Genomic DNA, 23,226 nt, shown 5'->3' on the forward strand with positions numbered 1-23,226 from the left:
ACTCCACTCGAATAGCTGAAAGCTGCAATGACCGAATCCTCTCCAAAGGCCCCGAAGCTCCGCTCGCGCGCGTGGTTCGACAATCCCGACAATATCGACATGACCTCGCTCTACCTTGAGCGCTATCTCAACTTCGGGTTGAGCCTTGAGGAGCTGCGTTCGGGCAAGCCGATCATCGGGATTGCGCAGACGGGCAGCGATCTTTCGCCATGCAACCGTCACCATATCGTGCTGGCAGAGCGTGTGCGCGAGGGCATTCGCGAGGCGGGCGGGATCGCGCTGGAAATCCCGGTGCATCCCATCCAGGAGACCGGCAAGCGCCCCACCGCAGGGCTTGACCGAAACCTTGCCTACATCGGCCTGGTCGAAGCGCTCTACGGCTATCCGATCGACGGCGTGGTACTGACCACTGGCTGCGACAAGACCACGCCCGCGCTGCTGATGGCGGCGGCCACAGTGAACATTCCGGCCATCGCGCTGTCGGTCGGCCCGATGCTCAACGGCTGGTTCAAGGGCGAGCGTACTGGATCGGGCACGATCGTTTGGAAGGGCCGTGAACTGATGGCCAAGGGCGAACTCGACGAGGAGGGCTTCATCAAGCTCGTCGCCAGTTCGGCACCGTCGACCGGCTATTGCAACACGATGGGCACGGCTACGACCATGAACAGCCTTGCCGAAGCGCTGGGCATGATGCTGCCGGGGTCGGCCGCCATTCCTGCCCCTTATCGTGACCGGCAGGAGTGCGCCTGGCGCACCGGCAAGCGCATCGTCGACATGGTGCACGAGGACCTCAAGCCTTCGGACATCATGACGCTCGATGCGTTTCACAACGCCATCGTCGTCAATTCGGCGATCGGCGGGTCGACCAATGCACCGATCCATCTGGCCGCCATAGCGCGTCACGTCGGAGTGGACCTGCCGCTGACCGACTGGCAGCGCCTCGGCCACAAGGTGCCGTTGCTGGTCAACCTGCAGCCTGCCGGCGAGTACCTTGGCGAGGACTACTATCGCGCTGGTGGCGTGCCAGCGGTGGTGGGCCAGCTCATCGCACAGGGCCTCATCGCCGAAAACGCGATGACCGTGAACGGCAAGACCATGGGCGAGAATTGCCGTGATGCGGTGATCGAGGACGAGAAGGTGATCCGTCCGTACGACCAGCCTCTGGTCAAGGATGCCGGCTTCATCGTGCTCTCGGGCAACCTCTTCGATTCCGCGATCATGAAGACCAGCGTGATCAGCAACGAATTCCGGGCGCGCTACCTGTCGAACCCGGACGATCCCGATGCCTTCGAAGGCCCGGCGGTCGTGTTCGATGGCCCGGAGGACTATCACGCGCGCATCGATGATCCTGCGACGGGTATCACGCCTGAAACGCTGCTGTTCATGCGCGGGGCCGGGCCGATTGGCTATCCCGGCGCGGCCGAAGTGGTCAACATGCGGGCCCCTTCCTATCTCATAAGCGCAGGTGTGACCGCGCTGCCCTGCATTGGCGATGGGCGCCAGTCAGGCACCAGCGGCAGCCCTTCGATCCTCAACGCCAGCCCGGAAGCGGCGGCAATGGGTGGCCTTGCCATACTCAAGACCGGCGATCGCGTGCGGATCGACTTGCGCAAGGGCACCGCCAACATGCTGGTTTCCGATGAAGAACTGGCAGCGCGCCGGACAGCGCTTGAGGTGGCAGGAGGCTATGCCTACCCGGCCTCGCAAACGCCGTGGCAGGAGATCCAGCGTGAGCGCGTCGGTCAGCTCTCTCACGGCGCCATTCTCGAAGGCGCAGAGAAGTACCAGCGCATTGCCCAGACGATGGGCTTGCCGCGCGACAACCACTGAGTGAATGGCCGGGGGCAATGTCCCCCGGCTGTGAACAGTTCAGGCCCGGGGTCTGGCCGCGCTGAAAGCCTGGGCCAAGGCAGCATGCACCGGTTTTGGCTTGAACGCGGAATCAAACAGGCACCCGCGCGCCTCGGCCTTGTCCGCACGCGGCTCGAAGCCCTGCAGCCATGAGTAGGCATCGACCAGGCCCCACGCGAGCACGTCCTTCAGCTGCGGATAATCGAGCATCATCTCGAAATAGGCTTTGGTGGTGTCGGCCACTGTGCGGTCCCGGCTGGGGATGTCGACAGGCAGGTCGCGATCGCGCACGTCGAACTCGGTTATGACGAGCTTGTAGTCCATCGCCACCACGTCATCCACGAAACGCTGCCATTCCCGGCGGTGGGCGGGATCGGGCAAGGGTGCGATAAGATGCGATTGCACGCCCAGCGCATCGACCGGGGTGCCGCGTCTGCGAAAGCCTTCCAGCAATCGTAGCACACCCTTGCGGTGGAGGGCGTTGCCAGGCTCCCAGCTCATGTAGTCGTTATAGACCAGCTCGACGCCCGGAGCAGCCTTGCGCGCCGTGCGAAACGCAAGGTCGACCAGCGCCTCGGTCCCGCCCATGGCCTTCGAAAGCGCTGTCTCGGCCAGCGATCCATCCTCGGGCAGCACGGTTTCATTGACCACGTCGTAGGATACGATCCGGCCCTGATAGCGGGCGCAGACAGTCTCGACGTGATTGGTCATCATTGCCGCTGCGGCGGTTGCGGGCCGCGAACCGAAATCATGGCTTTCCAGCCAGCGCGGCATCCACTTCGGTCGATGCCAAAGCAGCGTGTGGCCGCGCAACTTCATCTGGTTCTGCGCAGCGAAGGCCGCAATCCCGTCAAACGCCGCAAAATCGAATGAAGTGGGCGAGGGCCTGATGGCCTGCCACTTCATCTCATTTTCGGCGACCACAATGGCGCATTCGCGCCTGAGCAAATCGGCAAGCGCGGGATTTCTCCAGGATCCGCCACCACCACCGGCGACGGCCGAGCCAAACCGCATGCCCTTTGCGGCGGCCAGAGCGGACAGGGATAGCGGTGGCGTCGCCGCCAGGCCGACCACGGGCCGTGAGAGCATGGCAACGCCGCCAGCAATGATGCCAAGGCCTTGCCTTCGAGTCATGGTGCTCGATCTTTTCACGTATTTCCTTTCCCGGTTGCTCCAGACTCTTCCGCCTGATTACTCAGACGATAGCGCTACCACAAATGGTTGGAAAGGATTTGTGTATCAGCCGCCGGGGGCGGGGGAGACATGCCTCTGCCCCGCCCCCTCACAACGATCAGCCCATCGTCTCACCATTGTCGATGACGATGTTGGTGCCGGTGATGTGGCGGCCATCGTCGCACGCCAGATACAGCACCATGTTGGCAATATCGATGGGCTGACCCATTCCGTGGTTGTTTGCCTGTTCCAGACCGGCGTTGTCGGCCGGGAGTTCGGCCAGTGCCTGTGCGGTCATCGGCGTGACGATGCCGCCCGGCGCGATCGAATTGCAGCGGATGCGATAGCCCTGCTCGCGGCAGTGGACCGCGATCGAGCGGGTCATGCCGATGATCCCGGCCTTTGCTCCGGCGTAGGCGGGGATGGCGCTGATGCCCTTGATCCCGCCGATCGACGCCATGTTGATGATGGAACCGGCACCGTCCTTGCTCATGTGCGGGATCGCCGCCTGGCATCCCAGGAATGTGCCTCCCAGCATGACCTCGGTCTGGAGACGGAAATCCGGGTAGGGCAGGTCCTCAATCGTACCGAACCGCACGAGCCCTGCATTGTTGACCAGCGTATCGAGCCTGCCGAACAGGCGCAGGGTTTCAGCGATGACCTCGTGCCATCGGCCTTCGTCTCGCACGTCATGCTGCATGAAGACACAACCCGGGATTTCCGCGGCGGTTGCCCGGCCCAGGTCTTCCTGCATGTCGGTGATGACAACCCTTGCGCCTTCGCGGGCGAGCAGGCGGGCATCTTCCGCGCCGAGCCCCGATGCGCCGCCCGTGATGATCGCCACGCGGCCTTCCATCTTGCCATTGGCCATTGTCTGTCCTTCGTGTCTGCAAACAAAAAGTGCCCCGGTCGTCTGTGTGGAACGACCGGGGCCAGGGAGGATTCCGTCAGGTCAGAAGTTGTAGCCGACCGTCACGCCGAATTGGCGGGGCGGGGCATAGCCAACGAGACCCATGTATCCGGGGCTGTCGTAGACCGTGGAGATATAGCGCTTGTCGAAAAGGTTCTTGCCCCACAGGCCGATCGAGTAGCGCTTGTCCGGGCCGTAATAGGTCAGCAGGGCGTCTACGTAATAGGTCGGCTGGATCGAGGAGCGGGGGGTGTTGACCACGGCGGTATAGAACTTCTGCCCGGTATACATCCAGCTGACGTCGGCCATGACGCTCGACCCGCCGGCGAACTCGTGGGTGAAATTGGCGCCCAGGGTCGAGGCCCACTTCGGCGCATTCTGCAGCGCAAAGCCCTTGAGGTCGATGAACTTCGCCGCCACCGGATCATAGTACAGGAAGCTCTTGTACTTGGTGTCAAGGTAGGCGAGCGAGCCGCGCAGGGTCAGGCCCTCGACCGGGATGGCCTGGACTTCGAGTTCGAAGCCCTTGATCTCGGACTTGGCCGCATTGAGGATGCGGTTGCCCTGCACGTTGGTCGCCGGATCGAAGTAGATCTGCGCCACCTGCATGTCGCGATAGTTGGTATAGAACGCCGCGAAGTTGGTGCGGAGGCGACGGTCGAGGAAGTCGGCCTTGAGGCCCACTTCAAAGGTATCCACCTTCTCCGGGTTGTACGGCGTGTCACCGTCAGCGGCCACGCCGATGCGGCCGGTGAACCCACCCGATTTGAAGCCGCGCGCCCAGCTCGCGTAGATCAGCTGGTTCTGGCCGACTTCATAATCCAGACCGATCTTCCAGCCGACGTTGCTCCAACCCTTCTTGCCGCCAACGTCGATGTCGTGCGGATCGTTGCGCAGGTCGCGGCCCTGCTGCACGGTCTGCCCGCCGACAACGATGGTGGGAATCACGGCAAAGTTGTCCGAAGTCAGCGCCGGAGCGCCGACGCCGTAATCGAGGGTGGAGCGCGCATCGACCTCGTCGTGGGTGTAGCGGATACCTGCCGAAAACTTCAGCTGATCGGTGATCTGGGTGTAGGTTTGCAGGAAGGCCGAGAAGGATTCGGTGCCCTGGAACTGCTGGTTGAACTGGACGAGGCCGGGCAGGGCGAAGTCCAGATGATACATCTGGTAGTGGTTGTAATGAGTCTTCAGGTAGAACAGACCCGCCACAGCGTTGAAGCTGTCACCGGCCGAGAACGCGCTGCGCAGTTCCTGGCTGAACTGCCAGCCACGGGTGCGGCGGCGCGTGGCGTTGTTGGTCTTCGCCGTGCCGTCCTGGTCGGTGTACTCGAACAGGGTGAAGTTCTTGTAGCCGGTGATCGCCGTGATATCGCCCAGCGGCGTATTGTCGTACTGGATCGTGCCGATGAAGAACTTCGTCGTCATGTCCGACCGGTCGGGCACTTCGTTGTTGCCCGAGAAGTACTTGTCCGGCGCCTTGCAGGGCTGGTTGGGGACCGCGCAGGGGCTGCGGTACATGGGCAGCTTGGCGCCGTTCCAGAACGTGCCTTCGGGTACGTAGTTGCCTTCTCCCGGCAGACCGCCATTCACGACGATCGGCGCGCCGTTGCGGGCTTCCACATATTCCCCCTGCAGCGTGATCTTCAGGTCCGGGCTGGGCGTGATATAGAGCTGGCCGCGCACCGCATCGACATTCTTGCGGCCCATGTCCTCGCCGTTCCACACGTTGGTGGTCCAGCCATCGCGCTGGGTGTGGATGCCCGAAACCTTGACGCTGACGAGATCCTTGGCAAGCGGCGCCTCGACCGAAGCGTTGATGTCGAAGCGGTTCCAGTTGCCATAAGTGCCGCGAACATAGCCGCCGAATTCACCGGTAGGCTGGTTGGTCACCACGTTGACAACACCGCCGGTGGTGTTGGCGCCGAACAGCGTGCCCTGCGGCCCACGCAGGATCTCGACGCGGTTGGTGTCGTAGGTATCAAGGAGCGCACCCATGGAGAAGAACTGCGGCACGCCGTCGACCACGATGGACACGGTGTTGCCGGCATAGGGGTCGGGCTCGATCACGCCGATGCCGCGGATGGTGAACACCGCATTGTTGGGGGTATTGGCGAAGTTGTCGATCTGGACGTTGGGGACCGAGCCCTGAAGTGCCTGCAGCGTCGTGACATTGTAGGCCGCGAGCGTCTCGCTGCCGACAGCAGCAATGGAAATCGGCACGGACTGGATGCTCTCGGCCTTCTTCTGGGCAGTGACGACGATTTCGCCGAGGCCTCCTGCCGGGGCTTCATCGGCTTGCGCCTGAGGCGACTGTGCGTCCTGTGCCTGGACTGCGGCGGGCAGCGTGGCAATGGCGAGAGCCGCAAGGCTGCTCGTCATGAAAGGCCTGTTCCGTTTTGTCATGATCTCGATCCCTCCCAAAGGCGCCGGCATGGCCGTGTCGCCGCTCCTGTCAGCGCGATTCGGTATAACCGGCGCGTCTGCCGGTTTTATGCTCTCCGTCGCCCGTCGGATTAAACTGGCCGTTTTGTCAGGCGGTCTTGCGCGGCAAACCCGGGCATGACAGGACAATGACGATGGCTGGCTCCACGATGCAGAAGCGCATGCTTGCCGCGATGCGGCCGACCTCGCTGGGCGAGGGCGAGCCGGTGCGCTGGCAGCAACGCAAGTCGGCGCAGACGCGACTGAAGATGCTCGAGGCGGCCGTCGATTGCCTGGTCGAAGGTGGCTACCAGGGCCTGACGACCGCCCAGGTGGCGGAGCGCGCGCAGGTTTCGCGCGGGGCGATGCATCATCACTTCGCCACGCGCATGGATCTCGTCGCGGCGGTGGTCGAACACATCTTTTACCAGCGCATGCGCCTGTTCTTGGATGATTATATAGCCGCCATGGCCCAAAGCCGCGATGCGCTGCTGATCGATCTCGCTACCGAAGCACATTGGCGCAGCGTGCAGACGCGCGAATATGCAGCCTATCTCGAACTGGCCGTTGCCGCCCGCACGGATGCCGAGCTCAATGCCGCGTTCGCTCCTGCGGCGCAGCGTTACGACGAGGTATGGATCGCCGAGATGATCGAATCGTTCCCGCAGTGGCAGGACCAGTGGGAAGCGATGAAGCTGGGCAGCGATTTCGCCATCGCCGTCCATTCCGGCCTGCTGTTGCAGCGACCGGTCATGGGGCCTGAGCGGATCGAGAAGGTGCTGAAGCTGACCATCGCCAGCATCCGCAGCCTGTATGACCCGCTGAACTGATTCGAAATCCGGCAAGACTGCCGGATTCGGCCGCAACAAGACTGTAGTGGGAGACGAAAGCATGACGACCGTGGCAATAACAGGTGCCGGGCGCGGAATCGGCCTGGAACTGACTCGCCAGCATGTTGCGGCGGGCGACCGGGTGATCGCGCTTGTGCGCAACCCTGAAAGCGCAGGCGCGCTCGCCGATCTCGTCGCAGGATCGGACGGACGCCTGACCGTCCACCGTTTCGACGTGGCCGACGATGCCTCGGTCAAGGCAGGCGCTGCCGAAACGGCAGGCGAGGCGATCGACGTGCTCTACAACGTTGCCGGCGTCAGCGGTTCGGGGCCTGCTGAACTGGAAAGCTCCGACTGGGCCGAATGGGACGAGGTCTTCCGCATCATGGTGCAGGGCCCGCTGCGCGTGTTGCAGGCGTTTCTCCCCCGTATGGGCGAGGGCGCGAAAGTCATCAACTTCTCCAGCCAGCTGGCCGCATCGACCTGGCCCTATGGCGGCTACTATTCCTATGTCGCGGCCAAGGCAGGGCTCAACCGCCTGATGCGATCAGTCGCCATCGACCTCAAGGATCGTGGCGTGATCGTCGGCATCATTCATCCGGGCTGGGTGCAGACGGACATGGGCGGGGAAGGCGCAGACATCACCCCGGTCGAGAGTGCCGAGGGCATCCGCAAGATCACCCGCGAATGGACGCTCGAGCGTTCGGGCGACTTCCTCAAGTGGAACGGTGAGACCCACCCCTGGTAAGGAGCAGGATGATGCCTTTTTCAGGACCGCTTGAGGATCGCATGGCGATCCGTGAATTGATGGACACCCATGCCCACGGGGTAATGACGCTCGACCCCGAATTGTGGGGCTCCATCTGGGCGGAGGATGCCTATTGGGAACTGCCCGAATATCCCGACCTCGGCGGTTTTTCGGGCAAGGCCGCCATCGTCGCCGGATGGACGGAATCGATGAAGCACTATGGTCTCGACAACTGCTCGAAGCCGATGGTCTACTTCATGCAGCCCGGTTCCATCGAGGTTGATGGCGATGCGGCGCGGGCAGTGGCCTACACCATCGAGATTTTCGACGACCCGGCCTCTGGCAAGCGCGTCCGCGCAACCGGGCGCTACGATGACGAGTTGAAGCGGATCGACGGGCTCTGGAAGTTTACGCGCCGATCTTATCGCACGGTCTTTGCCGATTGACTGCGCTTTTTCGGAACCGCCCGGCCCTGACGGGTTTGGGCGGGGATGGACACTCCAGCACTTGATTGCCTGATTGTCGGTGCAGGGCCTGCGGGCCTTACTGCCGCGATCTACCTCGCCCGGTTCCACTTGCGCGTGGCGTTGGTCGATGCCGGCCACAGCCGTGCCGCGCTGATCCCTCGCACGCACAACCACGCTGGATACCCCGGCGGGATTGAAGGCAAGGCGTTGCTCCGGCTGATGCGGGATCAGGCGGCCGAATTCGGCGTCGCGGTCGAAACCGCGCTGGTCGACAGGCTGGCGCGCGCCGATGCGCTGTTCGTGGCGACGGCGGGCAACCGGGATCTGAAGGCGCGCACGGTCCTGCTGGCGACAGGCGTCGTGAACAATCAGCCGCCAATGGCACCGGAGGTTCATGCCGAGGCACTGCAGCGCGGGCTTTTGCGCTACTGCCCCATATGCGACGGATACGAGGCGAGCGACAAGCGCATCGGCGTGATCGGCACGGGCGAACATGGCCACAACGAAGCGCTGTTCCTGCGGGGCTTTTCGCGGAACGTAACGCTGATCGCGCCCGAAGGTGAGCATGGCATCGAAGAGAGCCACCGTAGAGCGCTTGAAGGCGCCGGGGTGAAGCTGGTCAATGGACCATGCCACCCCTTGCGCATCACCGGCGAAACGATCGTCGTGCCAACGCCCGATGGAGAACTGGCGTTTGACACCGTCTATCCGGCGCTGGGTTCGCTGATCCGCTCAGACCTCGCCCTTGATCTTGGGGCAAAGGCAAACGCGGAAGGATGCATCGAAATCGATGCGCACCAGCGCACCAGCGTTGAGGGCCTCTATGCGGCCGGGGACGTGACGCGTGGCTTGGACCAGATCAGCCATGCGATGGGGCAGGCGGGCGTTGCCGCCACCACCATCCGCAACGACCTTGCCCGGTTGAAACCGATCCTGCGTTGATCAGAGCGAGGACGCGCGAACCTCGACGCGATAGGTCCGCATGCGGCTGCGGTCGAACAGACGTTCCTCGTCCGCGACGATTTCGCCGATGATCGCGGGATCGGCCATTGCGGCGAAGCAGGCGTCGCAAGTCTGCTGGTCCGGGAAGTCGATTTCCAGCACGACGTCGAAATCATGGGGTTGGTCCGAGCCGTCGAGCGGGTGAAGATGGTTGCGCTGGTAGCGCGTGGCCCACCCCTGCAGCACCTTTTCGCCGATCAGGCGGTGGCGGCTTTCGTAATAGGCGATGAAGTCGGCCTTGCTCATGCCTTCGCGGCGCTTGAGCAGGGTGAGCACAGTGACCGTCACGCGTGGGCCTCCAGCCAGCTCCGGGTAGCTTCGGCCACGGCTGCCGCACGCAGGACAGGGTGCGGGAAGGCATCTCGCAAGGCTTCGGAGCGCAGTTCGACGGCAAGCGGAATGCCAGGTGGCAGCGCGTGATAGAGCGCAGCAAGTGGCAAGGCGCCTTCGCCGCACTGTTCGCGCAGGTCGATCGCATCGCGGATGACGGCGCCGAAGTCCGAGGGATCGGGGCGCTCGGCAGGCGCATCGCAGAACTGCGCATAGGGCAGCAGGACGGGATCAACCTTGGCGATTTCAGGGATCGAGGAGCCCGAGCGATCGACGTGGATCGGGTCGATCAAAAGTGCCTTGAGGGGATGGTCGATCCGGTCGAGAATTCCGAGCGCGTCCTGCAAATTCTTGACTTCGGTAAAGATCCCGAACTCCAATGCAACGCGAATGTCGGAGCCCTCGGCATGGCGGCACAGATCGAACAGGCGCGCGGCGGTACGGCCATGGTCCGGGTCGGACGAGACGCACAGGACGTTGCGCGCGCCCAGTTCCGCGCCGACGTCGATCACCTTGCGGTGATCGTCCATCGCTGAATCTGGCTTGAGCCAGATCACCTCCACATCGAGCAGCGGAAGGCCGGTAGCCGCGAGCGCGGCGCGGGCATCGCGGGTGTGTGCCGGTGTCCACTCTCCTGGGTCCACCCAGAGCCCGACCATGTCGAAACCGCCGGCCCGGGCCGCTTCGATGGTGTCCACAGGGCCGAATTCGGGCACGACACCGGACGCCAGGGAGATCGGGTTCATGGGCCCGCGCCCCCTCACATCTGCGGTTCGGGGAGGTCCGGATCGTCCTGCAGATACCAGTCCAGCCATTCGTGGAAGTACTGGTTGCCGCGCTCGTTGCGACCGAACACCAGCTCGTCATGCGCGCCGGTTTCGAGGCCCTTCTGGATTTCGAGGCCGATGAGGTAGTCTTCCGTATAGGTGACGTCGCGGAAGAAGTTCATCGCCGCTTCGACGTTTGCGCGGTCCTCCTCGTCGCGGATCGGTTCGCGGCGCAGGTAGTTGAGCACGGTGCGGTTCTCGCCCGGCGTCGGTCCGGGGAAGAGCTGGGCGACCTGGGTGATCTCTGGCGCGATGAAGGCCGAGACGTTGGGGAACATGATACGGACGAAATCGAAACCGTTGTTCTCCTGCGTGCCCCACTCCTCGCGCGGGATGTCCTTCAGGGCATCAGCGATCTTGTGGTGCGGGAAGCCGATGCGCTGGTGCGGGCCGAAGCCTTCGTAGTGCATGCAGTTCGATGGCGTGCGCGGGAAGATCGTTTCGGGGTGGAGCGAGGCAAAGTGATACCCTTCAAGATAGCCGTCATAGGCGATCTTCCAGTTGGCGCCCTCGATCACGCGGCTGCCCATGTAGGTCCACTTGTCGAACTCGAGCGCTTCGAAATCCTCGAGGAAACCACGATAGAACGCATCAACATCGATCGGTGCGTTGGGGGTGAGCACGACAAAGATCATGCCCGCCTTTTCCTGACACGGCAGCTCGCGCAGGCCCAGTTCCGACTTGCGGACCTCGCCGAACTTCGATGCTTCGGAAATGCCGATCAGCTTGCCGTCCTGGCCGAAGGTCCAGCCGTGGTACTTGCAAGTGAAGCGCGGGCAATTGCCGTGGCCTTCGTTCGCCACCGGAGCGCCGCGATGCGAGCAGACATTCAGGAAGGCGCGGACCTTGCCGGTCTTGTCGCGATTGATCAGCACCGGCATGCCGACGGCATCCATCGCCTTGTAATCGCCGGGGTTGGGCATTTCGGCGGTGAAGGCAAGCATCAGCGGCACGCGCTTGAACACCAGCTCCATTTCCGCCTTCCACTGGTCCGGATCAGTGTAGCTGCGCACCGGCACGCGCTTGGTGCTGTCGGTCAGGAAGGTCTTCTTGTTCTCGACATAGTCGCGCATGATTTCAGCGACTTGTCCGATGCGCTCGATACGGTCCATCTGGGTATTGCCTCTCCGTGGCCTTGTAGCCAATGTTGCTTGCGACCATGCCGTGCACCGGTGCGGTGCGAAAGCTGTGACAGGGGCTAGGTTACTCACCTTTTCGCCAATTGCTGAAGCGCTCGGGCGCTTGGAACAAGCAGGGCATGAACGAGAACACTGCAAAACCCTGGGACTGGTTGCCGATTCCTGCACCGCATCAGCGCGAATTTGCGCAAGGGCAGGCATGGCAGCGCAAGACGCTGGCAGACCTTGCCCGTGAGCGGGCCGCGGCGACGCCGGACTTCGTGTGCTTCATCGATGGGGAAGGGCAGTACACCTTCGCACAGGTGCTGGCCGAGGCCGAGGCACTGTCTGCCTCGATGCAGGATCGCGGGCTGCGCAGCGGAGACGTGGTTGCGTTTCAGGTGCCCAACTGGCGCGAAGCAGCCGTGATCAATCTGGCGGCGGCGCTTTCAGGCCTTGTCGTCAATCCGATCGTGCCGATCTACCGTGACGCCGAAGTGACGATGATGCTCGGCGATTGCCGTGCCCGCGCGATCTTCGTGCCGGAGGTGTGGCGCAAGGTCGACTATGCGGCGATGGCGCGACGCTGCCAGGAATCTCTCCCCGATCTTGCGCATGTCTTCACAGTACGCGGTGACGGGCCTGACGATTTTGCGGCGCTGGTGGCCGCCGGGCGCGGCGTGCCCTTCGATGCCCCTGAGGTTGACCCGCTGGGCGTGAAGATGGTGCTCTATACATCGGGCACCACCGGGCGCCCCAAGGGCGTGTTGCATAGCCACTGCACGCTGGCCCATATCGTCGCTGCCAGCGGGCGGCATTGGGGCCTGGCGGAAGGTGAGGCGACGCTGATGCCCTCGCCGGTCACGCATGTATCCGGTTACGCCAACGGCCTCGAAGCGCCATTCATCTGCGGAATTCGCTCCGTCCTGATGGAAGCCTGGAACGCCGACGAGGCGCTCGCCCTGATAGAGCAGCACGATCTTGTCGGCACAGTGGCGGCAACACCGTTTCTGGTGGAACTGGCGGCGGCTGCGCGGGCTGCCGGCACGGGGCTACCGAGCTTTCGCTTTTTCGCATGCGGTGGCGCGGCCGTGCCGGCAGACCTCATCCCGGCGGCCAACGCTGCCTTCGAGAACTGCAGGGCATTCCGCGTGTTCGGTGCATCCGAAGTGCCGCTGGTGACATTCGGTTGGCCCCGCGACGAAAGTCTTGCCGCCACTACCGACGGTGAAGTGGTGGACTACGAAGTCCGCATTGTCGACCACGAGGACCACGCCTTGCCGCGCGGAGTAGAAGGCGAGATCCTTGCACGTGGCCCTGGCATGATGATGGGATACGCCGACGCAGCACAGACCGCCGAGGCGATCACGCCGGACGGCTTCTTCCGCACCGGCGACCTTGGCGTGCTGGACGATTCTGGCGCAGTCACGATCACGGGTCGCAAGAAGGACCTCATCATTCGCGGTGGCGAGAACATCTCGGCCAAGGAAATCGAGGACGTGCTGCACACGCACCCTGCGGTGAAGGAAGCGGCGATCGTTGCCATGCCGCACGAGCGCCTTGGCGAAGGCGTTTGCGCCTATGTCATCCTTGCAGGCGAGGCCGGCAGCGGGGACCTGGTGGCACACGTTTCCGCATCGGGCCTTGCCCGTCAGAAGATCCCCGAGCGGTTCGAATTCGTCAGCGATTTCCCGCGTACGGCCAGCGGCAAGGTACGCAAGGACATGCTGCGGGCGATGGTGCGAGCAGCCTTATTGGAGGGCTGATCGACCAGCTTCTCACCCACATCGAAGAACCACTTCAGCGTGTTTCCCCGGGGAAACAATCGCCAAACCGGTTCTTGATGTCGTGAACGCTGCGGCTCTCAATCGTCGTCGGGGACCACTTCCGGCTTGGTGATCTTGGCCATGCGGGCGTTGTACTTGACCGTCTTGACCGCAATCGAGGTTTCCACGTGGTGGACGCCGTCGATGGACAAGATCTTGTCGGAGGCCAGTTCGACCAGTTCGTCCAATTCGTCGATCAGGCTCATCGCAGTGATGTTGAACTGGCCCATGGTGATCAGCACGGCGTTGACGCCCGGCACCTCGGCGATGATCTGTGCCACTTCGCGGACACGGTCGACATCGGCTTGGACGTTGATGAAAGCGAGACGGGCGAGCTTGCCCATTTCGAACCCGGTGATCGCGGTAAAGGCGATCAGGCCGTCCTGCTGCAGCCGCTTGATGCGCCCGCGCACGGTGCCTTCGGTAACGCCGAGTTCTGCCGCGATCTTGCGGTTGGAGATGCGTGCGTCGAGCGCCAGCATGTCGACCAGCTGGCGGTCAAGTGCGTCAAGCTGAACCGCGGCCATCAGGCGTTCCCTCCATTGCCGCGGCTCTCGCCGGGGCGGCCCTCGATCGGAGCGACGTCGAACTGGTACTTGATGATGTCGACCACGATGTGTGGCGTCAGCGTGCGGATGCCGCGCACGGTGGAAAGCTTGTCGAGCAGGAATTCCGAAAGGTCGTCGAAATCGTGCAGGGCGACGAGCATGTCGATGTCGTAGCGACCGGTCACCATGTGCGCAGCGACCACTTCGGGCAGGGCGCCCAGTTCCTGCGCGACCTCTGACGCCGGGCGGCCGTCAACCTCGACCGAGATGCGCAGCAGGACGTTGAAACCGTGGGCGGTGAAGTCCGACACAGCGACAACGCGCAATTGGTTGGCATCTTCCATGCGGCGGATGCGGGTTGACACCGTCGTCGCCGTAAGCCCCAGGACTTCGGCGATCTGCTGGTTGTTGGCCCGCCCGTTCGCCCGCAATTCGCGGATGATCGCCTGGTCGGTCGCGTCGAAACTGAAAATCTGGCTCATCGGTCCCCGTGCCATGGTGCCGTGACGGCAGACCTTGCGGTTTGCGCAGCAACACCACGACCGTCAACCTCAAACTGCTGGTCAAGCGCGCAGTTAACGCACTTTTCCGTAAGTTGTCAGCCTGCCGTCCCGCTTTCGACACACGCAAGTCAAAACGGTGAAACGAAAATCCGACAACTACTGGATCATTCCTGTTCGCCCTGTTCGTGGCTGCAATCGAGCCAGAGATGATGGGCATCGATGCGCAATTTCGTCTCGGCCCGCAGCGCTGCGGCCCGTGCCTGGGTTTCGGCCAGAGCTGCATCCTTTGCCTGACGCTCGGCGAGAAGCAGATCGGCGAGATCGACGTGACCGAGGCGATTGCCGGCCTCCAGCCGGTCGGCCGCACGCCTGCTGCTGGCTGCGGCCGCCGCTGTCGCCTTCCATGCCTGCACTGTCCCGAGCGCTGCCGAGTAGTCTGTCGTGGCCATCTCGATCACGTCGAAACGGGCGCTGGCGGCTTCGGCAACAGCAACTTGCGCCTCGGCTGCGGCCTGATCGGAGAGCGCTGCGCGGTAGCGGCCGCCGATCGGCATCGAAAACACGATTCCGGCGCCACGTTCCAGTCCGCCCCGTTCGCTGAAGAACTGCGCGCCGATAGTCGGATCGGCGATGCGGTTGCGACGGCTGCGCTCAGCCAGGGCGGCGAGCCGCTCGGATTCGGCCAATGCCGCGGGGAGTTCATGATTGCAGGTCATGACGGCTTCGCGCAGGCGGGCAAGTTCCTCAGGTGGCAGCCCCGGCTTGGACAACGGTGGCGCTTCGGCAGGCAAGGCCAGTTGCGGGAACTGGGCGACCAGCCTTTCGCGCGCAATTCCTGCCCCGGAAAGCGCCGCATCCAGCCCGGCGCGGTTCATGGCGGCCTCGGCCATGGCACGGTCGGCATCCACTTGCGCAGCATCCTGCACGCGCACCTGGCTGTCCACTGCCCGATAGGCGCGCTCCAGCGTCTGTTGCGTCTGGGCCAGCGTGCTGGCCTCGGCAGCTGCCGCGACCCAATCCCACCACAGCTCGTTCAGTTGCAGCGCCAGCTGGTGGCGGGCGTCTTCGGCGCGCAGTTCGGCAACGCGGACACCGAGAGCGCCGGCCTTGCGGTCAAGCGCGGACTTGCCCGGCAGGCGGATCGGACGTTCCAGCGAGACGGTGTATTCAGCGTAGCGCCCTTCGTCCTGGATGGTGCGCCGGCTGACATCGCCGGACACCGTGAACTCGTTCTGGGTGGCACCTAGCGCGTTCGCCTCCTGCCGTGCAGCTTCAACCCTGGCATCGGCCGCGCGAGACCGGGGGTGGGCCTCGATCGCCTCCACGACGGCGGCATCGGAGAGGCCGGGGAGCGACTGGTCGCTGGTCTGGGCAAGGAGCGGGGCCGCCATCAGCAGCGGCCATGCAAGAACAAGATTGTACTTCATGCTGAAGCGCCTTCCATCCCGCCATCGAGCGCAGCGCGCTCGGCGGATTTTTCGCCGAACCGCTCATAGAGCATCGGCAGGAGGAACAGGGTGAGCAGCGTCGAGGTGAAGAGACCGCCAATCACGACGATCGCCAACGGCCGCTGGATCTCCGAGCCCGGACCACTGGCAAACAGCAGCGGCACGAGGCCGAACGCGGTGATCGCGGCGGTCATCAGCACCGGGCGGAGACGACGCTCTGCACCCTGGCGAACGGCTCGCTCCAGGGTCAGCCCCTGATCGCGCAACTGGCGGAAGTACGTGACCATGACGAGCCCGTTGAGCACGGCGATGCCGAGCAGGGCGATGAACCCGACCGAGGCGGGCACCGAGAGATACTCGCCCGACACCGCCAGCGTCACGATCCCGCCCACGACTGCGAAGGGAATCATGGCGATGATCAGCAGCGAGGCCCTGATCGAGCGCAAGGTCCAGAACAGCACGCCGAAGATCAGCAGCAAGGCAATCGGCAGGACTACACCGAGCCGGGCCGAGGCGCGCTGCTGGTTCTCGAACTGACCGCCCCATTCCAGGCGATATCCGGGCGGCAGCTGGATATTGGCGGCAATGTCGGCCTTGGCCTCGTCGACGAAACCGACGAGATCCCGCCCCGAAACGAAAGCCTGCACCACCGCAAAGCGCGATCCGTTCTCGTGGTCGAGCTTGACCGGGCCTTCGACCTGATGGACGCGGGCCACATCGCCTACGCGCAGCAGCGTGCCGTCGGGACTGCGGATCAACTGGTTTGCGAAGACATCGAGGCTCCCGGCATTGGCCGGATCGCCCTTTATCACGATCGGCACGCGCCGATGGCTTTGCGCAACCACGCCCGCGTCGGTCCCTTCGAGCTGGGCGCGCAGCACGTCCTGCAGTTCGGCTACCGGCATTCCGGCACGGCCCGCAGCCAGGCGGTCAATATCGATCTGGAGGTAATCGACCTTGTCGTCCGCCAGGGTCTTGACCTCGGTAACGCCATCGATCCTGCGCAGCCGATCCTGTGCCTTGGCGGCAATCTGACCAAGGGTTTCAAGGTCGGGCCCGAAGATCTTGAGCGCCAGATCGCCCCGCACGCCGGTGAGCATTTCCGAAACGCGCATCTCGATGGGCTGGGTGAACGATGCTTCGACGCCGGGCATTTCCTCCATGGCGAGGCGAATCTGCTCGATCAGCCATTCCTTGTCTTGCTCGCGCCATTCCTCGCGCGGCTTCAGGCGCATGAAGGTATCGGTATCGTTGAGCGACATCGGGTCCAGGCCGAGTTCATCGGCACCGACACGGGCGATGATGTCCTGCACCTCGGGCACCTTCGACATGATCAGCTTCTGGGCCTTGAGGTCTCCCGCGATGGTGTGGTCCAGCCCGATGCTTGGCTGCTTTTCCAGCTGCATCAGCACCGCGCCTTCGTCCATCGTCGGCATGAAGGTCTTGCCGATGAAGCCATAGGCAACCGCCGCTGCCAGCAGCGACCCGCCGGCCATGCCGTAGACGCGCGTCCGGTTTTCGAACGCCCATTGCAGGGCCGAATGATAGCGGGGATTCAACTGGCGCATCAGCCATGGGTCGTCGTGGCCTCCATCCTGCTTCAGGCCGAAGTAGGACAGGACCGGGATCAGCGTGAGCGACAGGACCAGGGCGCCGGCCAGTGCCAGCACGATCGTCATCGCCACCGGGCCGAACAGCTTGCCCTCCAATCCTTGCAGCGTGAGCAGCGGCAGGAACACCAGCGCAATGATCGCCATGCCCGAGGCAACCGGGGTTGCCACTTCGCTGGTGGCGACAAGAACCTGATGGAGCTTGCTGGTCGAGCCGTGGTGCGGATGGGCAAAGCGATCGACCACGTTTTCGACCACGACCACCGCGCCATCGACCAGCATGCCGATGGCAATGGCAAGGCCGCCAAGGCTCATCAGGTTGGCCGACATGCCCAGCCAGCGCATCAGGATGAAGGTGATCAGCGTTGCCATGGGCAGGGCTGCCGCCACGATCAGCGAGGCGCGGACGTTGCCGAGAAACAGGAACAGCAGCAGGACGACAAGCACGCTCGCCTCGATCAGGGCCTTCTCCACGGTCGAGACAGCGTGGCCGACCAGTTCGGACCGATCGTAGAACACGTCGATCGTCATGCCCTGGGGCAGACCGCTTTCGATTTCGGTCATGCGCGTCTTGACGTTTTCGACGACCTTGCTGGCATCGGCGCCGCGCAGGGCGATGACGAGCCCTTGGACCGCCTCGCCCGTGCCGTTCTTGGTCACGGCGCCATAGCGGGTCAGGCTTCCGGTGGTTACCGTCGCCACGTCGCCAAGGCGCAGGACAGTGCCGGCCTGGCTGCGGATGACGATGGCGCGAAGGTCATCGGCGGTCTGGATGGCGCCCACCGAGCGCACGATAAGCGTGCTTTCGCCATTGGCCAGCCTGCCGGCGCCATCATTGCGGTTGCCGCTTTCGATCGCGGTCTGGAGATCGTGATAGGTCAGGCCAGCCGCCGCGAGGGCGCCGGGATCGGGCCGAACCTCGAACGTCTCGGCATGACCACCGAGCGAGTTCACGTCAGCCACGCCGGGCACCGTGCGCAGGGCAGGGCGGATGACCCAATCGAGCACGCGGCGCTTTTCCGCCAGCGATTGCGGACCTTCGATGGTGAACATGTAGACGTCGGACAGCGGCGTCGAGATCGGCGCGAGGCCGCCTTCCACTGACGAGGGCAGATCGGCCATGACGTTGTTGAGACGTTCCGCGACCTGGGTGCGCGCCCAGTAGATGTCGGTACTGTCGGAGAAGTCGATGGTGATGTCGGCAATGCCGTACTTGGCGGCCGAGCGCAGGATCTCCTGGTTGGGGATGCCCAGCATCTCCATCTCGATAGGGGTGATGACGCGGCTTTCGACCTCCTCCGGCGTCATCCCCGGAGCCTTCATGATGATCTTGACCTGCGTGGTCGAGATATCGGGGAATGCGTCAATCGGCAGGTTCTGGAACGACCAGCCTCCGAAAATCGCCAGCGCCAGCGCGAGGCCAAGCACGGCAAGCCGTGCCCCCAGCGACCATTCAACAAGGCGTCTCAGCATCACTCACCCCCGCCGCCCAGCAGCATCTTGAGTTCGGGGATTGCGCTGGTTGCCACCACCTCGCCGGGCTTCAGGCCCGCCAGGATCGCAGTCTCGCCATTGCCGCTGCCGCCAAGGCGAACCTCGCGCAGCGCGAAGCGATTGCCGGAGCGGACGAAGACCACGTCCTTTTCGGCAATGCGGGTCAATGCAGCGGAAGGGACGCTCACCACTTCGCCGCTGCTGCCCGCACCGATGGTGACCATTACCGACTTGCCGGCGATCAGCCCTTGCGCGCCGCCAATGGTTGCCTTGGCAACCACGCTTCGCGTTGCGGGATCGATGCTGGAGCCGACCGACAGAATGCGGCCTGTGGCGATGCCGGGCAGGGCTACGGTCATGCCGGGGCGGACATTCGCGGCCAGCCTCTCTGGCAACTGCAGATCGAGCTGGTACGCATTTGCCGCGTCGATCACGAAAGGCGCGGTCATGCCGTCGACCGGCCCACCGGTCTGCACGCCGACCTTGGACACGCGGCCTGAAATCGGCGCGCGCAAGGTTACCATGCCGCTGCCGCTGGCGCCGGAGGCTGCCAGGATACGCGAGGCCTCACCCGCTTCCGACTGCGCCTGAGCAAGTTCGGCCCGCGCTTCCTGCACGCGCGCGCCGGCAATCACGCCTTCCTTGAAGAGCGCTTCGGTGCGGGCGAGGTTCGCCCTTGCCAGCGATAGGCGCGACGATGCGCGGCTGCGCGACCCGCCCAGTTCCATCGCGTCGCGGCTGACCATTGTTGCCAGCGGCTGTCCGCGGCGCACTTCCTGTCCCTCGATCACGAAGACCTGCCGGATCGCGCCGGGCAGGGCGGCTGTCACGGCCACCCGGCTTTCGGGGGGAAGCGTGATGACGCCAGGAACTGCACCCAGGGGCACTTCTCCGCTCAGGCGCGCGGCAGCCGTCTTGATGCCGAGCCGGGCGAACTGGGCGTCGGTCAGTTCCATCGGCGCTACGGGCGCGGAAGCCTGCTCGGCTTGAGGCGCCGGTGCGGTGCCGTTTTTGACCAGCGCGTAACCGCCTGCAGCAGCCACGAGGACGGCCAAGGTGCCGCCCACAACCAAATTGCGGGTATTCATTGCAATGCCTTTCCTGAACGCAAGTTCGTGGCGGCTCGCGAACGAACCGCCCTGCACAAGGGATCAGGTCAATGGCGGCTCAAGCGGAGGGACTGTCTTGCGCGAAGTCAGCGCTGTTGCCCTGGCCGGGAAGTGCAATGATGGCGTTGGAGCAAGGTCGTTTGCCCCGGCTTTCAGGTCCATGCCGATGACCATCGGGCTGTGATGATGGTGGGCGGCTTCCCCTGCCTGATCATCGGGCTGGGCGGAATGCTTGACAGCAGTGTCGTCTTCACCATGCTCAATGCAGGTATATGCCTCGACTTCGCCATCGATAGCATTCTGCGCGGCATGGGCAGGGAAGTGCATTCCGGCCAGAAGGACCGAGAAAACGATCGCAAGTCTGATCAGCAGTTCCCGCATTGCGCAGCCCATAGCAACGACCGAATGATTGGGCAATTCGCGGGTCACAAGCGGCTCCTCCCGTATGCACTGGAGACCTTATATTGGCCGTTGGCGAACGGATTGAGCGGAAAGCAAAGCGCTTTCAGCAGAAATCACCGATTGGGGGCGCCGGCGCAGCGGAGAATGCCCCGCACGACGAAAGGGCGCGCTGCGCGGGCCTTGCGTCGACTGGAAACGGGCACGACGGCACAAAGACTCCGGTGTCATCCCTTTTTCACAATAATCGTTCGTCGCCGCGCACCCTTTCGACGGAAGATTCGTCTGCGGACCCATAAGCTCGAGGAATAAGAACAAAGACGCAGGACGGTTCAAACCGACGGTTTCGCTTGAAGGCAATGTAACAATGTTACATGGTCGGGGCGGGATCGGAGACACGCATCACAGACGAGGGGTGAAGTTGCGATGAAGAAAATGTCCGCAGTAAAGGGCGCGCTGATTGCCGGCGTTGCCATGGGAGCGATGCCGATCACTGCCTGGGCGCAAAGCGCAGCCCCCGCAGAGGAAGAGGCGGCACCTGCCGAGGAAATGGTCGTCATCGGCCAGCGGCAGCAGTACCGCGGCGACGTACCGCTCGCCTCCATTCCGCAGAGCGTGCAGGTGATCGACGCCAAGACGCTGCAGAACCTCAACATCACCCGCTTCGATGCCGCGCTCGACCTGTCGAGCGGCGTTTCGCGCCAGAACAACTTCGGCGGTCTGTTCGACGGCTTTGCCATTCGCGGCTTTGCGGGTGACGAGAACTTCGCAGGCGGCGTGCTCGTCAACGGCTTCAATGGCGGCCGCGGTTATGGCGGCCCGCGCGATGCATCGAACATCGAGAAGATCGAAATCCTGAAGGGTCCCAACGGCGCCGTCTTCGGCCGCGGTGAACCCGGTGGCACGATCAGCATCACCACCAAGAAGGCCAAGGTCGGCGACACGTTCGGCACCTTTGCCGTTCAGGGTGGTAGCTGGAACACCTACCGTGTCGAGGCGGACTACAATCTTTCGCTCAGCGATACCGTGGCGATCCGCCTGAATGGCGCGGCGCAGGACGGCGACAGCTTCCGCGATACCATTCACCAGACGCTCTACACAGCCAATCCTTCGATCCTGTTCGCGCCGAGCAAGGACACCAGTATCTCCTACGAGCTGGAGTTCATGCACAACCGGGTGCCGTTCGATCGCGGCACGATCGCGGTGAACAACAAGCTTGGCGTGGTTGACCGCTCGACCTTCTTCGGTGAGCCGGGCGATGGTGACATGCGGGTCGATGTGCTGGGGCATCAGGTGCAGTTCCAGCAGAAGCTGGGGGGCGACTGGTACTTCCTCGCCGGCTTCGGTTACCGCGAGACGGAGTTCAAGGGCTTCTCGAGCGAGGCAGAACTCGATCCGCTCGGCACCAACCGCCGCCAGACGCTGGGCAAGCCCGGCAATTTCCTCGCCCGCCAGCGCCGTTCGCGCGATTACAGCACCGACAATCTTGTCGTGCGCGGCGAAATCTCGGGCAAGTTCTACACCGGCGGGATCACACACCACGTATTGCTGGGCGCGGACTGGGATCGCTTCCGGATCGACCTGCTTCAGCTGCGCGGTCGCCCTGCAAACTATACCGCGGGTACACCGGTTACCGCCGCAAACTACGCGGTTGATATCTTCAACCCGGTCTATGGCCAGACGCTGGCTCTCGGCGCGACGCCGCTGACCAATACCTATGAGACGCAGAAGGCCTGGGGCGTCTATTTCCAGGACCAGATCGACCTTGGTGAAAGGCTAAAGGTGCGCGTTGGCGGTCGTTACGACAATTATCGCCAGACCGTGCTGAACCGGAACAACAACCGGACAACCAACGTCCACATCAAGCAGTTCAGCCCGACGGCCGGTGCGCTTTACGAGATCAACGACGATCTCTCGATCTTCGCGGGCTATGGCGAAGGCTTCCGTCCGAACAGCGGGGTCGACGCAGCCAGCCGACCGTTCCCGGCGGAAATGAGCAAGTCCTATGAAGTGGGCTTGCGACTGGGTGAACCCGGCGGTGCGCTGAGCGGCTCGATCGCCGCGTTCACGATGAAGAAGAACAACATCCTGACCGCCGATACGAACCCTGCAAATGCCGGTTTCTCCATTGCCGGCGGTGCGGCCCGCTCGCGCGGTGTCGAAGTGGACTTCAACGCCAATCTACCGGGCGATATCTCGATCATCGCCACATATGCCTTCCTCGATGCCGAATGGACCACGGCGGCGGGAGACAAGGACTTCGGACTGGCCATCAATCCGGGCGACCGGCTGATCAACATTCCCAAGCATGCGGCGAACCTGATCGTGAACAAGGGTTTCACACTGGGTGAGCAGCGCTTCACGCTGGGGGCGGGCGTAAACTATGTCGGCAAGCGTCTGGGCGAGACCGGCACGACGTTTGAACTGCCCGGCTACATCATCGCACGCGCAATGGCGAGCTATGAACCGGCCGACAACATCAAGCTCACGGCAGATGTGACCAACCTGTTCGACAAGGAGTTCTATACGGCGTCCTACTCGCGGTTCTGGATTGCGCCGGGTGCGCCGCGGGCGTTCAACGTGCGCGCCACCTTCACGTTCTGATGAACCGG

20 protein-coding genes are annotated in these 23,226 nt (G+C 63.5%); 8 read left to right on the forward strand and 12 right to left on the reverse strand.

Annotated features, from left to right (window positions below):
• The first annotated feature begins 27 nt into the window (after nt 1-27).
• A complete protein-coding gene (locus tag AC1Q5P_RS14735; protein WP_492519323.1) occupies nt 28-1,830 on the forward strand; it encodes an IlvD/Edd family dehydratase in 1,803 nt (600 codons plus the stop codon).
• Nucleotides 1,831-1,869: 39 nt separating this feature from the next.
• Here AC1Q5P_RS14735 and AC1Q5P_RS14740 read toward each other — a convergent pair whose 3' ends face one another.
• The 3 genes from AC1Q5P_RS14740 to AC1Q5P_RS14750 all read right to left on the reverse strand — a co-directional run bounded on the left by AC1Q5P_RS14740 (nt 1,870) and on the right by AC1Q5P_RS14750 (nt 6,313).
• Nucleotides 1,870-2,985: an endo-1,4-beta-xylanase gene (locus AC1Q5P_RS14740; protein ID WP_492519324.1), complete on the reverse strand. Its 1,116-nt coding sequence runs from the start codon at nt 2,983-2,985 to the stop codon at nt 1,870-1,872.
• A 157-nt stretch (nt 2,986-3,142) separates the two neighbouring features.
• Nucleotides 3,143-3,895: an SDR family oxidoreductase gene (locus tag AC1Q5P_RS14745; protein ID WP_039335915.1), complete on the reverse strand. Its 753-nt coding sequence runs from the start codon at nt 3,893-3,895 to the stop codon at nt 3,143-3,145.
• An 81-nt stretch (nt 3,896-3,976) separates the two neighbouring features.
• Nucleotides 3,977-6,313, reverse strand: a complete 2,337-nt coding sequence (locus tag AC1Q5P_RS14750; protein WP_492478303.1) for a TonB-dependent receptor — start codon at nt 6,311-6,313, stop codon at nt 3,977-3,979.
• Here AC1Q5P_RS14750 and AC1Q5P_RS14755 point away from each other — a divergent pair.
• The 5 genes from AC1Q5P_RS14755 (at nt 6,312) to AC1Q5P_RS14775 (ending at nt 9,342) form a co-directional block, all read left to right on the forward strand.
• Nucleotides 6,312-6,497 (forward strand): hypothetical protein, encoded by a 186-nt coding sequence (locus AC1Q5P_RS14755; protein ID WP_427467105.1) that lies wholly within the window; start codon nt 6,312-6,314, stop codon nt 6,495-6,497. The two genes, AC1Q5P_RS14750 and AC1Q5P_RS14755, sit on opposite strands and share 2 nt — an antisense overlap.
• Nucleotides 6,498-6,510: 13 nt before the next feature.
• On the forward strand, nt 6,511-7,185 hold the full coding sequence (locus tag AC1Q5P_RS14760) for a TetR/AcrR family transcriptional regulator (protein WP_039336028.1): 675 nt from the start codon (nt 6,511-6,513) through the stop codon (nt 7,183-7,185).
• Nucleotides 7,186-7,246: 61 nt separating this feature from the next.
• Nucleotides 7,247-7,933, forward strand: a complete 687-nt coding sequence (locus AC1Q5P_RS14765) for an SDR family oxidoreductase (protein WP_039335916.1) — start codon at nt 7,247-7,249, stop codon at nt 7,931-7,933.
• An 11-nt stretch (nt 7,934-7,944) separates the two neighbouring features.
• Nucleotides 7,945-8,379 carry a nuclear transport factor 2 family protein gene (locus AC1Q5P_RS14770; RefSeq protein ID WP_039336031.1) on the forward strand — a complete coding sequence of 145 codons (435 nt, stop codon included), beginning with the start codon at nt 7,945-7,947 and terminating at the stop codon, nt 8,377-8,379.
• 45 nt (nt 8,380-8,424) lie between these two features.
• The gene (locus AC1Q5P_RS14775; RefSeq protein ID WP_492519325.1) at nt 8,425-9,342 is read left to right on the forward strand and encodes an NAD(P)/FAD-dependent oxidoreductase; all 918 of its coding nucleotides are present in this window, start codon (nt 8,425-8,427) and stop codon (nt 9,340-9,342) included.
• On the opposite strand, the gene AC1Q5P_RS14780 is transcribed toward AC1Q5P_RS14775, so the two are convergent.
• From AC1Q5P_RS14780 to AC1Q5P_RS14790, 3 genes are read right to left on the reverse strand one after another with little or no spacing between them, the layout of a single operon-like run.
• Nucleotides 9,343-9,690 carry an EthD domain-containing protein gene (locus AC1Q5P_RS14780; RefSeq protein ID WP_492519326.1) on the reverse strand — a complete coding sequence of 116 codons (348 nt, stop codon included), beginning with the start codon at nt 9,688-9,690 and terminating at the stop codon, nt 9,343-9,345.
• Complete coding sequence (locus AC1Q5P_RS14785) at nt 9,687-10,478, reverse strand: sugar phosphate isomerase/epimerase family protein (protein ID WP_492519327.1); 792 nt, start codon at nt 10,476-10,478, stop codon at nt 9,687-9,689. Before AC1Q5P_RS14785 ends, AC1Q5P_RS14780 begins: the two co-directional genes overlap by 4 nt.
• Before the next feature lie 14 nt (nt 10,479-10,492).
• Entirely contained in the window at nt 10,493-11,671 is a 1,179-nt protein-coding gene (locus AC1Q5P_RS14790) for an aromatic ring-hydroxylating oxygenase subunit alpha (protein ID WP_039335925.1), read from the reverse strand.
• Nucleotides 11,672-11,817: 146 nt separating this feature from the next.
• On the opposite strand from AC1Q5P_RS14790, the gene AC1Q5P_RS14795 reads away from it, so the two are divergent.
• The gene (locus AC1Q5P_RS14795) at nt 11,818-13,443 is read left to right on the forward strand and encodes an AMP-binding protein (protein ID WP_492519328.1); all 1,626 of its coding nucleotides are present in this window, start codon (nt 11,818-11,820) and stop codon (nt 13,441-13,443) included.
• 98 nt (nt 13,444-13,541) lie between these two features.
• Here the strand turns inward: AC1Q5P_RS14795 and AC1Q5P_RS14800 are convergent, their stop codons facing one another.
• The 6 genes from AC1Q5P_RS14800 to AC1Q5P_RS14825 all read right to left on the reverse strand — a co-directional run bounded on the left by AC1Q5P_RS14800 (nt 13,542) and on the right by AC1Q5P_RS14825 (nt 20,596).
• Complete coding sequence (locus AC1Q5P_RS14800) at nt 13,542-14,030, reverse strand: Lrp/AsnC family transcriptional regulator (protein WP_039335926.1); 489 nt, start codon at nt 14,028-14,030, stop codon at nt 13,542-13,544.
• Complete coding sequence (locus AC1Q5P_RS14805; protein ID WP_052242549.1) at nt 14,030-14,533, reverse strand: Lrp/AsnC family transcriptional regulator; 504 nt, start codon at nt 14,531-14,533, stop codon at nt 14,030-14,032. Before AC1Q5P_RS14805 ends, AC1Q5P_RS14800 begins: the two co-directional genes overlap by 1 nt.
• Before the next feature lie 185 nt (nt 14,534-14,718).
• Nucleotides 14,719-15,981 (reverse strand): TolC family protein, encoded by a 1,263-nt coding sequence (locus AC1Q5P_RS14810; protein WP_492519329.1) that lies wholly within the window; start codon nt 15,979-15,981, stop codon nt 14,719-14,721.
• Nucleotides 15,978-19,085, reverse strand: coding sequence for an efflux RND transporter permease subunit (locus AC1Q5P_RS14815; RefSeq protein WP_492519330.1), 3,108 nt, complete (start codon nt 19,083-19,085; stop codon nt 15,978-15,980). Before AC1Q5P_RS14815 ends, AC1Q5P_RS14810 begins: the two co-directional genes overlap by 4 nt.
• Nucleotides 19,085-20,194 (reverse strand): efflux RND transporter periplasmic adaptor subunit, encoded by a 1,110-nt coding sequence (locus tag AC1Q5P_RS14820; protein ID WP_492519331.1) that lies wholly within the window; start codon nt 20,192-20,194, stop codon nt 19,085-19,087. The genes AC1Q5P_RS14815 and AC1Q5P_RS14820 overlap by 1 nt, the downstream gene beginning before the upstream one ends.
• Before the next feature lie 63 nt (nt 20,195-20,257).
• Nucleotides 20,258-20,596 (reverse strand): hypothetical protein, encoded by a 339-nt coding sequence (locus AC1Q5P_RS14825; RefSeq protein WP_492519332.1) that lies wholly within the window; start codon nt 20,594-20,596, stop codon nt 20,258-20,260.
• Nucleotides 20,597-21,040: 444 nt separating this feature from the next.
• Between AC1Q5P_RS14825 and AC1Q5P_RS14830 the strand changes: the two genes are divergently transcribed.
• A complete protein-coding gene (locus AC1Q5P_RS14830) occupies nt 21,041-23,218 on the forward strand; it encodes a TonB-dependent siderophore receptor (RefSeq protein WP_193828783.1) in 2,178 nt (725 codons plus the stop codon).
• Nucleotides 23,219-23,226: the final 8 nt, after the last annotated feature.

The sequence above is a fragment of the Novosphingobium sp. GW835-FHT14H07 genome, assembly GCF_058793515.1.

Coding starts and splice junctions, on each gene's coding strand:
- AC1Q5P_RS14735 (WP_492519323.1), top strand. CDS start 28: ATGACCGAATCCTCTCCAAAGGCCCCGAAGCTCCGCTCGCGCGCGTGG.
- AC1Q5P_RS14740 (WP_492519324.1), bottom strand. CDS start 2,985: ATGACTCGAAGGCAAGGCCTTGGCATCATTGCTGGCGGCGTTGCCATG.
- AC1Q5P_RS14745 (WP_039335915.1), bottom strand. CDS start 3,895: ATGGCCAATGGCAAGATGGAAGGCCGCGTGGCGATCATCACGGGCGGC.
- AC1Q5P_RS14755 (WP_427467105.1), top strand. CDS start 6,312: ATGAAAGGCCTGTTCCGTTTTGTCATGATCTCGATCCCTCCCAAAGGC.
- AC1Q5P_RS14750 (WP_492478303.1), bottom strand. CDS start 6,313: ATGACGAGCAGCCTTGCGGCTCTCGCCATTGCCACGCTGCCCGCCGCA.
- AC1Q5P_RS14760 (WP_039336028.1), top strand. CDS start 6,511: ATGGCTGGCTCCACGATGCAGAAGCGCATGCTTGCCGCGATGCGGCCG.
- AC1Q5P_RS14765 (WP_039335916.1), top strand. CDS start 7,247: ATGACGACCGTGGCAATAACAGGTGCCGGGCGCGGAATCGGCCTGGAA.
- AC1Q5P_RS14770 (WP_039336031.1), top strand. CDS start 7,945: ATGCCTTTTTCAGGACCGCTTGAGGATCGCATGGCGATCCGTGAATTG.
- AC1Q5P_RS14775 (WP_492519325.1), top strand. CDS start 8,425: ATGGACACTCCAGCACTTGATTGCCTGATTGTCGGTGCAGGGCCTGCG.
- AC1Q5P_RS14785 (WP_492519327.1), bottom strand. CDS start 10,478: ATGAACCCGATCTCCCTGGCGTCCGGTGTCGTGCCCGAATTCGGCCCT.
- AC1Q5P_RS14790 (WP_039335925.1), bottom strand. CDS start 11,671: ATGGACCGTATCGAGCGCATCGGACAAGTCGCTGAAATCATGCGCGAC.
- AC1Q5P_RS14795 (WP_492519328.1), top strand. CDS start 11,818: ATGAACGAGAACACTGCAAAACCCTGGGACTGGTTGCCGATTCCTGCA.
- AC1Q5P_RS14800 (WP_039335926.1), bottom strand. CDS start 14,030: ATGGCCGCGGTTCAGCTTGACGCACTTGACCGCCAGCTGGTCGACATG.
- AC1Q5P_RS14805 (WP_052242549.1), bottom strand. CDS start 14,533: ATGAGCCAGATTTTCAGTTTCGACGCGACCGACCAGGCGATCATCCGC.
- AC1Q5P_RS14810 (WP_492519329.1), bottom strand. CDS start 15,981: ATGAAGTACAATCTTGTTCTTGCATGGCCGCTGCTGATGGCGGCCCCG.
- AC1Q5P_RS14815 (WP_492519330.1), bottom strand. CDS start 19,085: ATGCTGAGACGCCTTGTTGAATGGTCGCTGGGGGCACGGCTTGCCGTG.
- AC1Q5P_RS14820 (WP_492519331.1), bottom strand. CDS start 20,194: ATGAATACCCGCAATTTGGTTGTGGGCGGCACCTTGGCCGTCCTCGTG.
- AC1Q5P_RS14825 (WP_492519332.1), bottom strand. CDS start 20,596: ATGCGGGAACTGCTGATCAGACTTGCGATCGTTTTCTCGGTCCTTCTG.
- AC1Q5P_RS14830 (WP_193828783.1), top strand. CDS start 21,041: ATGAAGAAAATGTCCGCAGTAAAGGGCGCGCTGATTGCCGGCGTTGCC.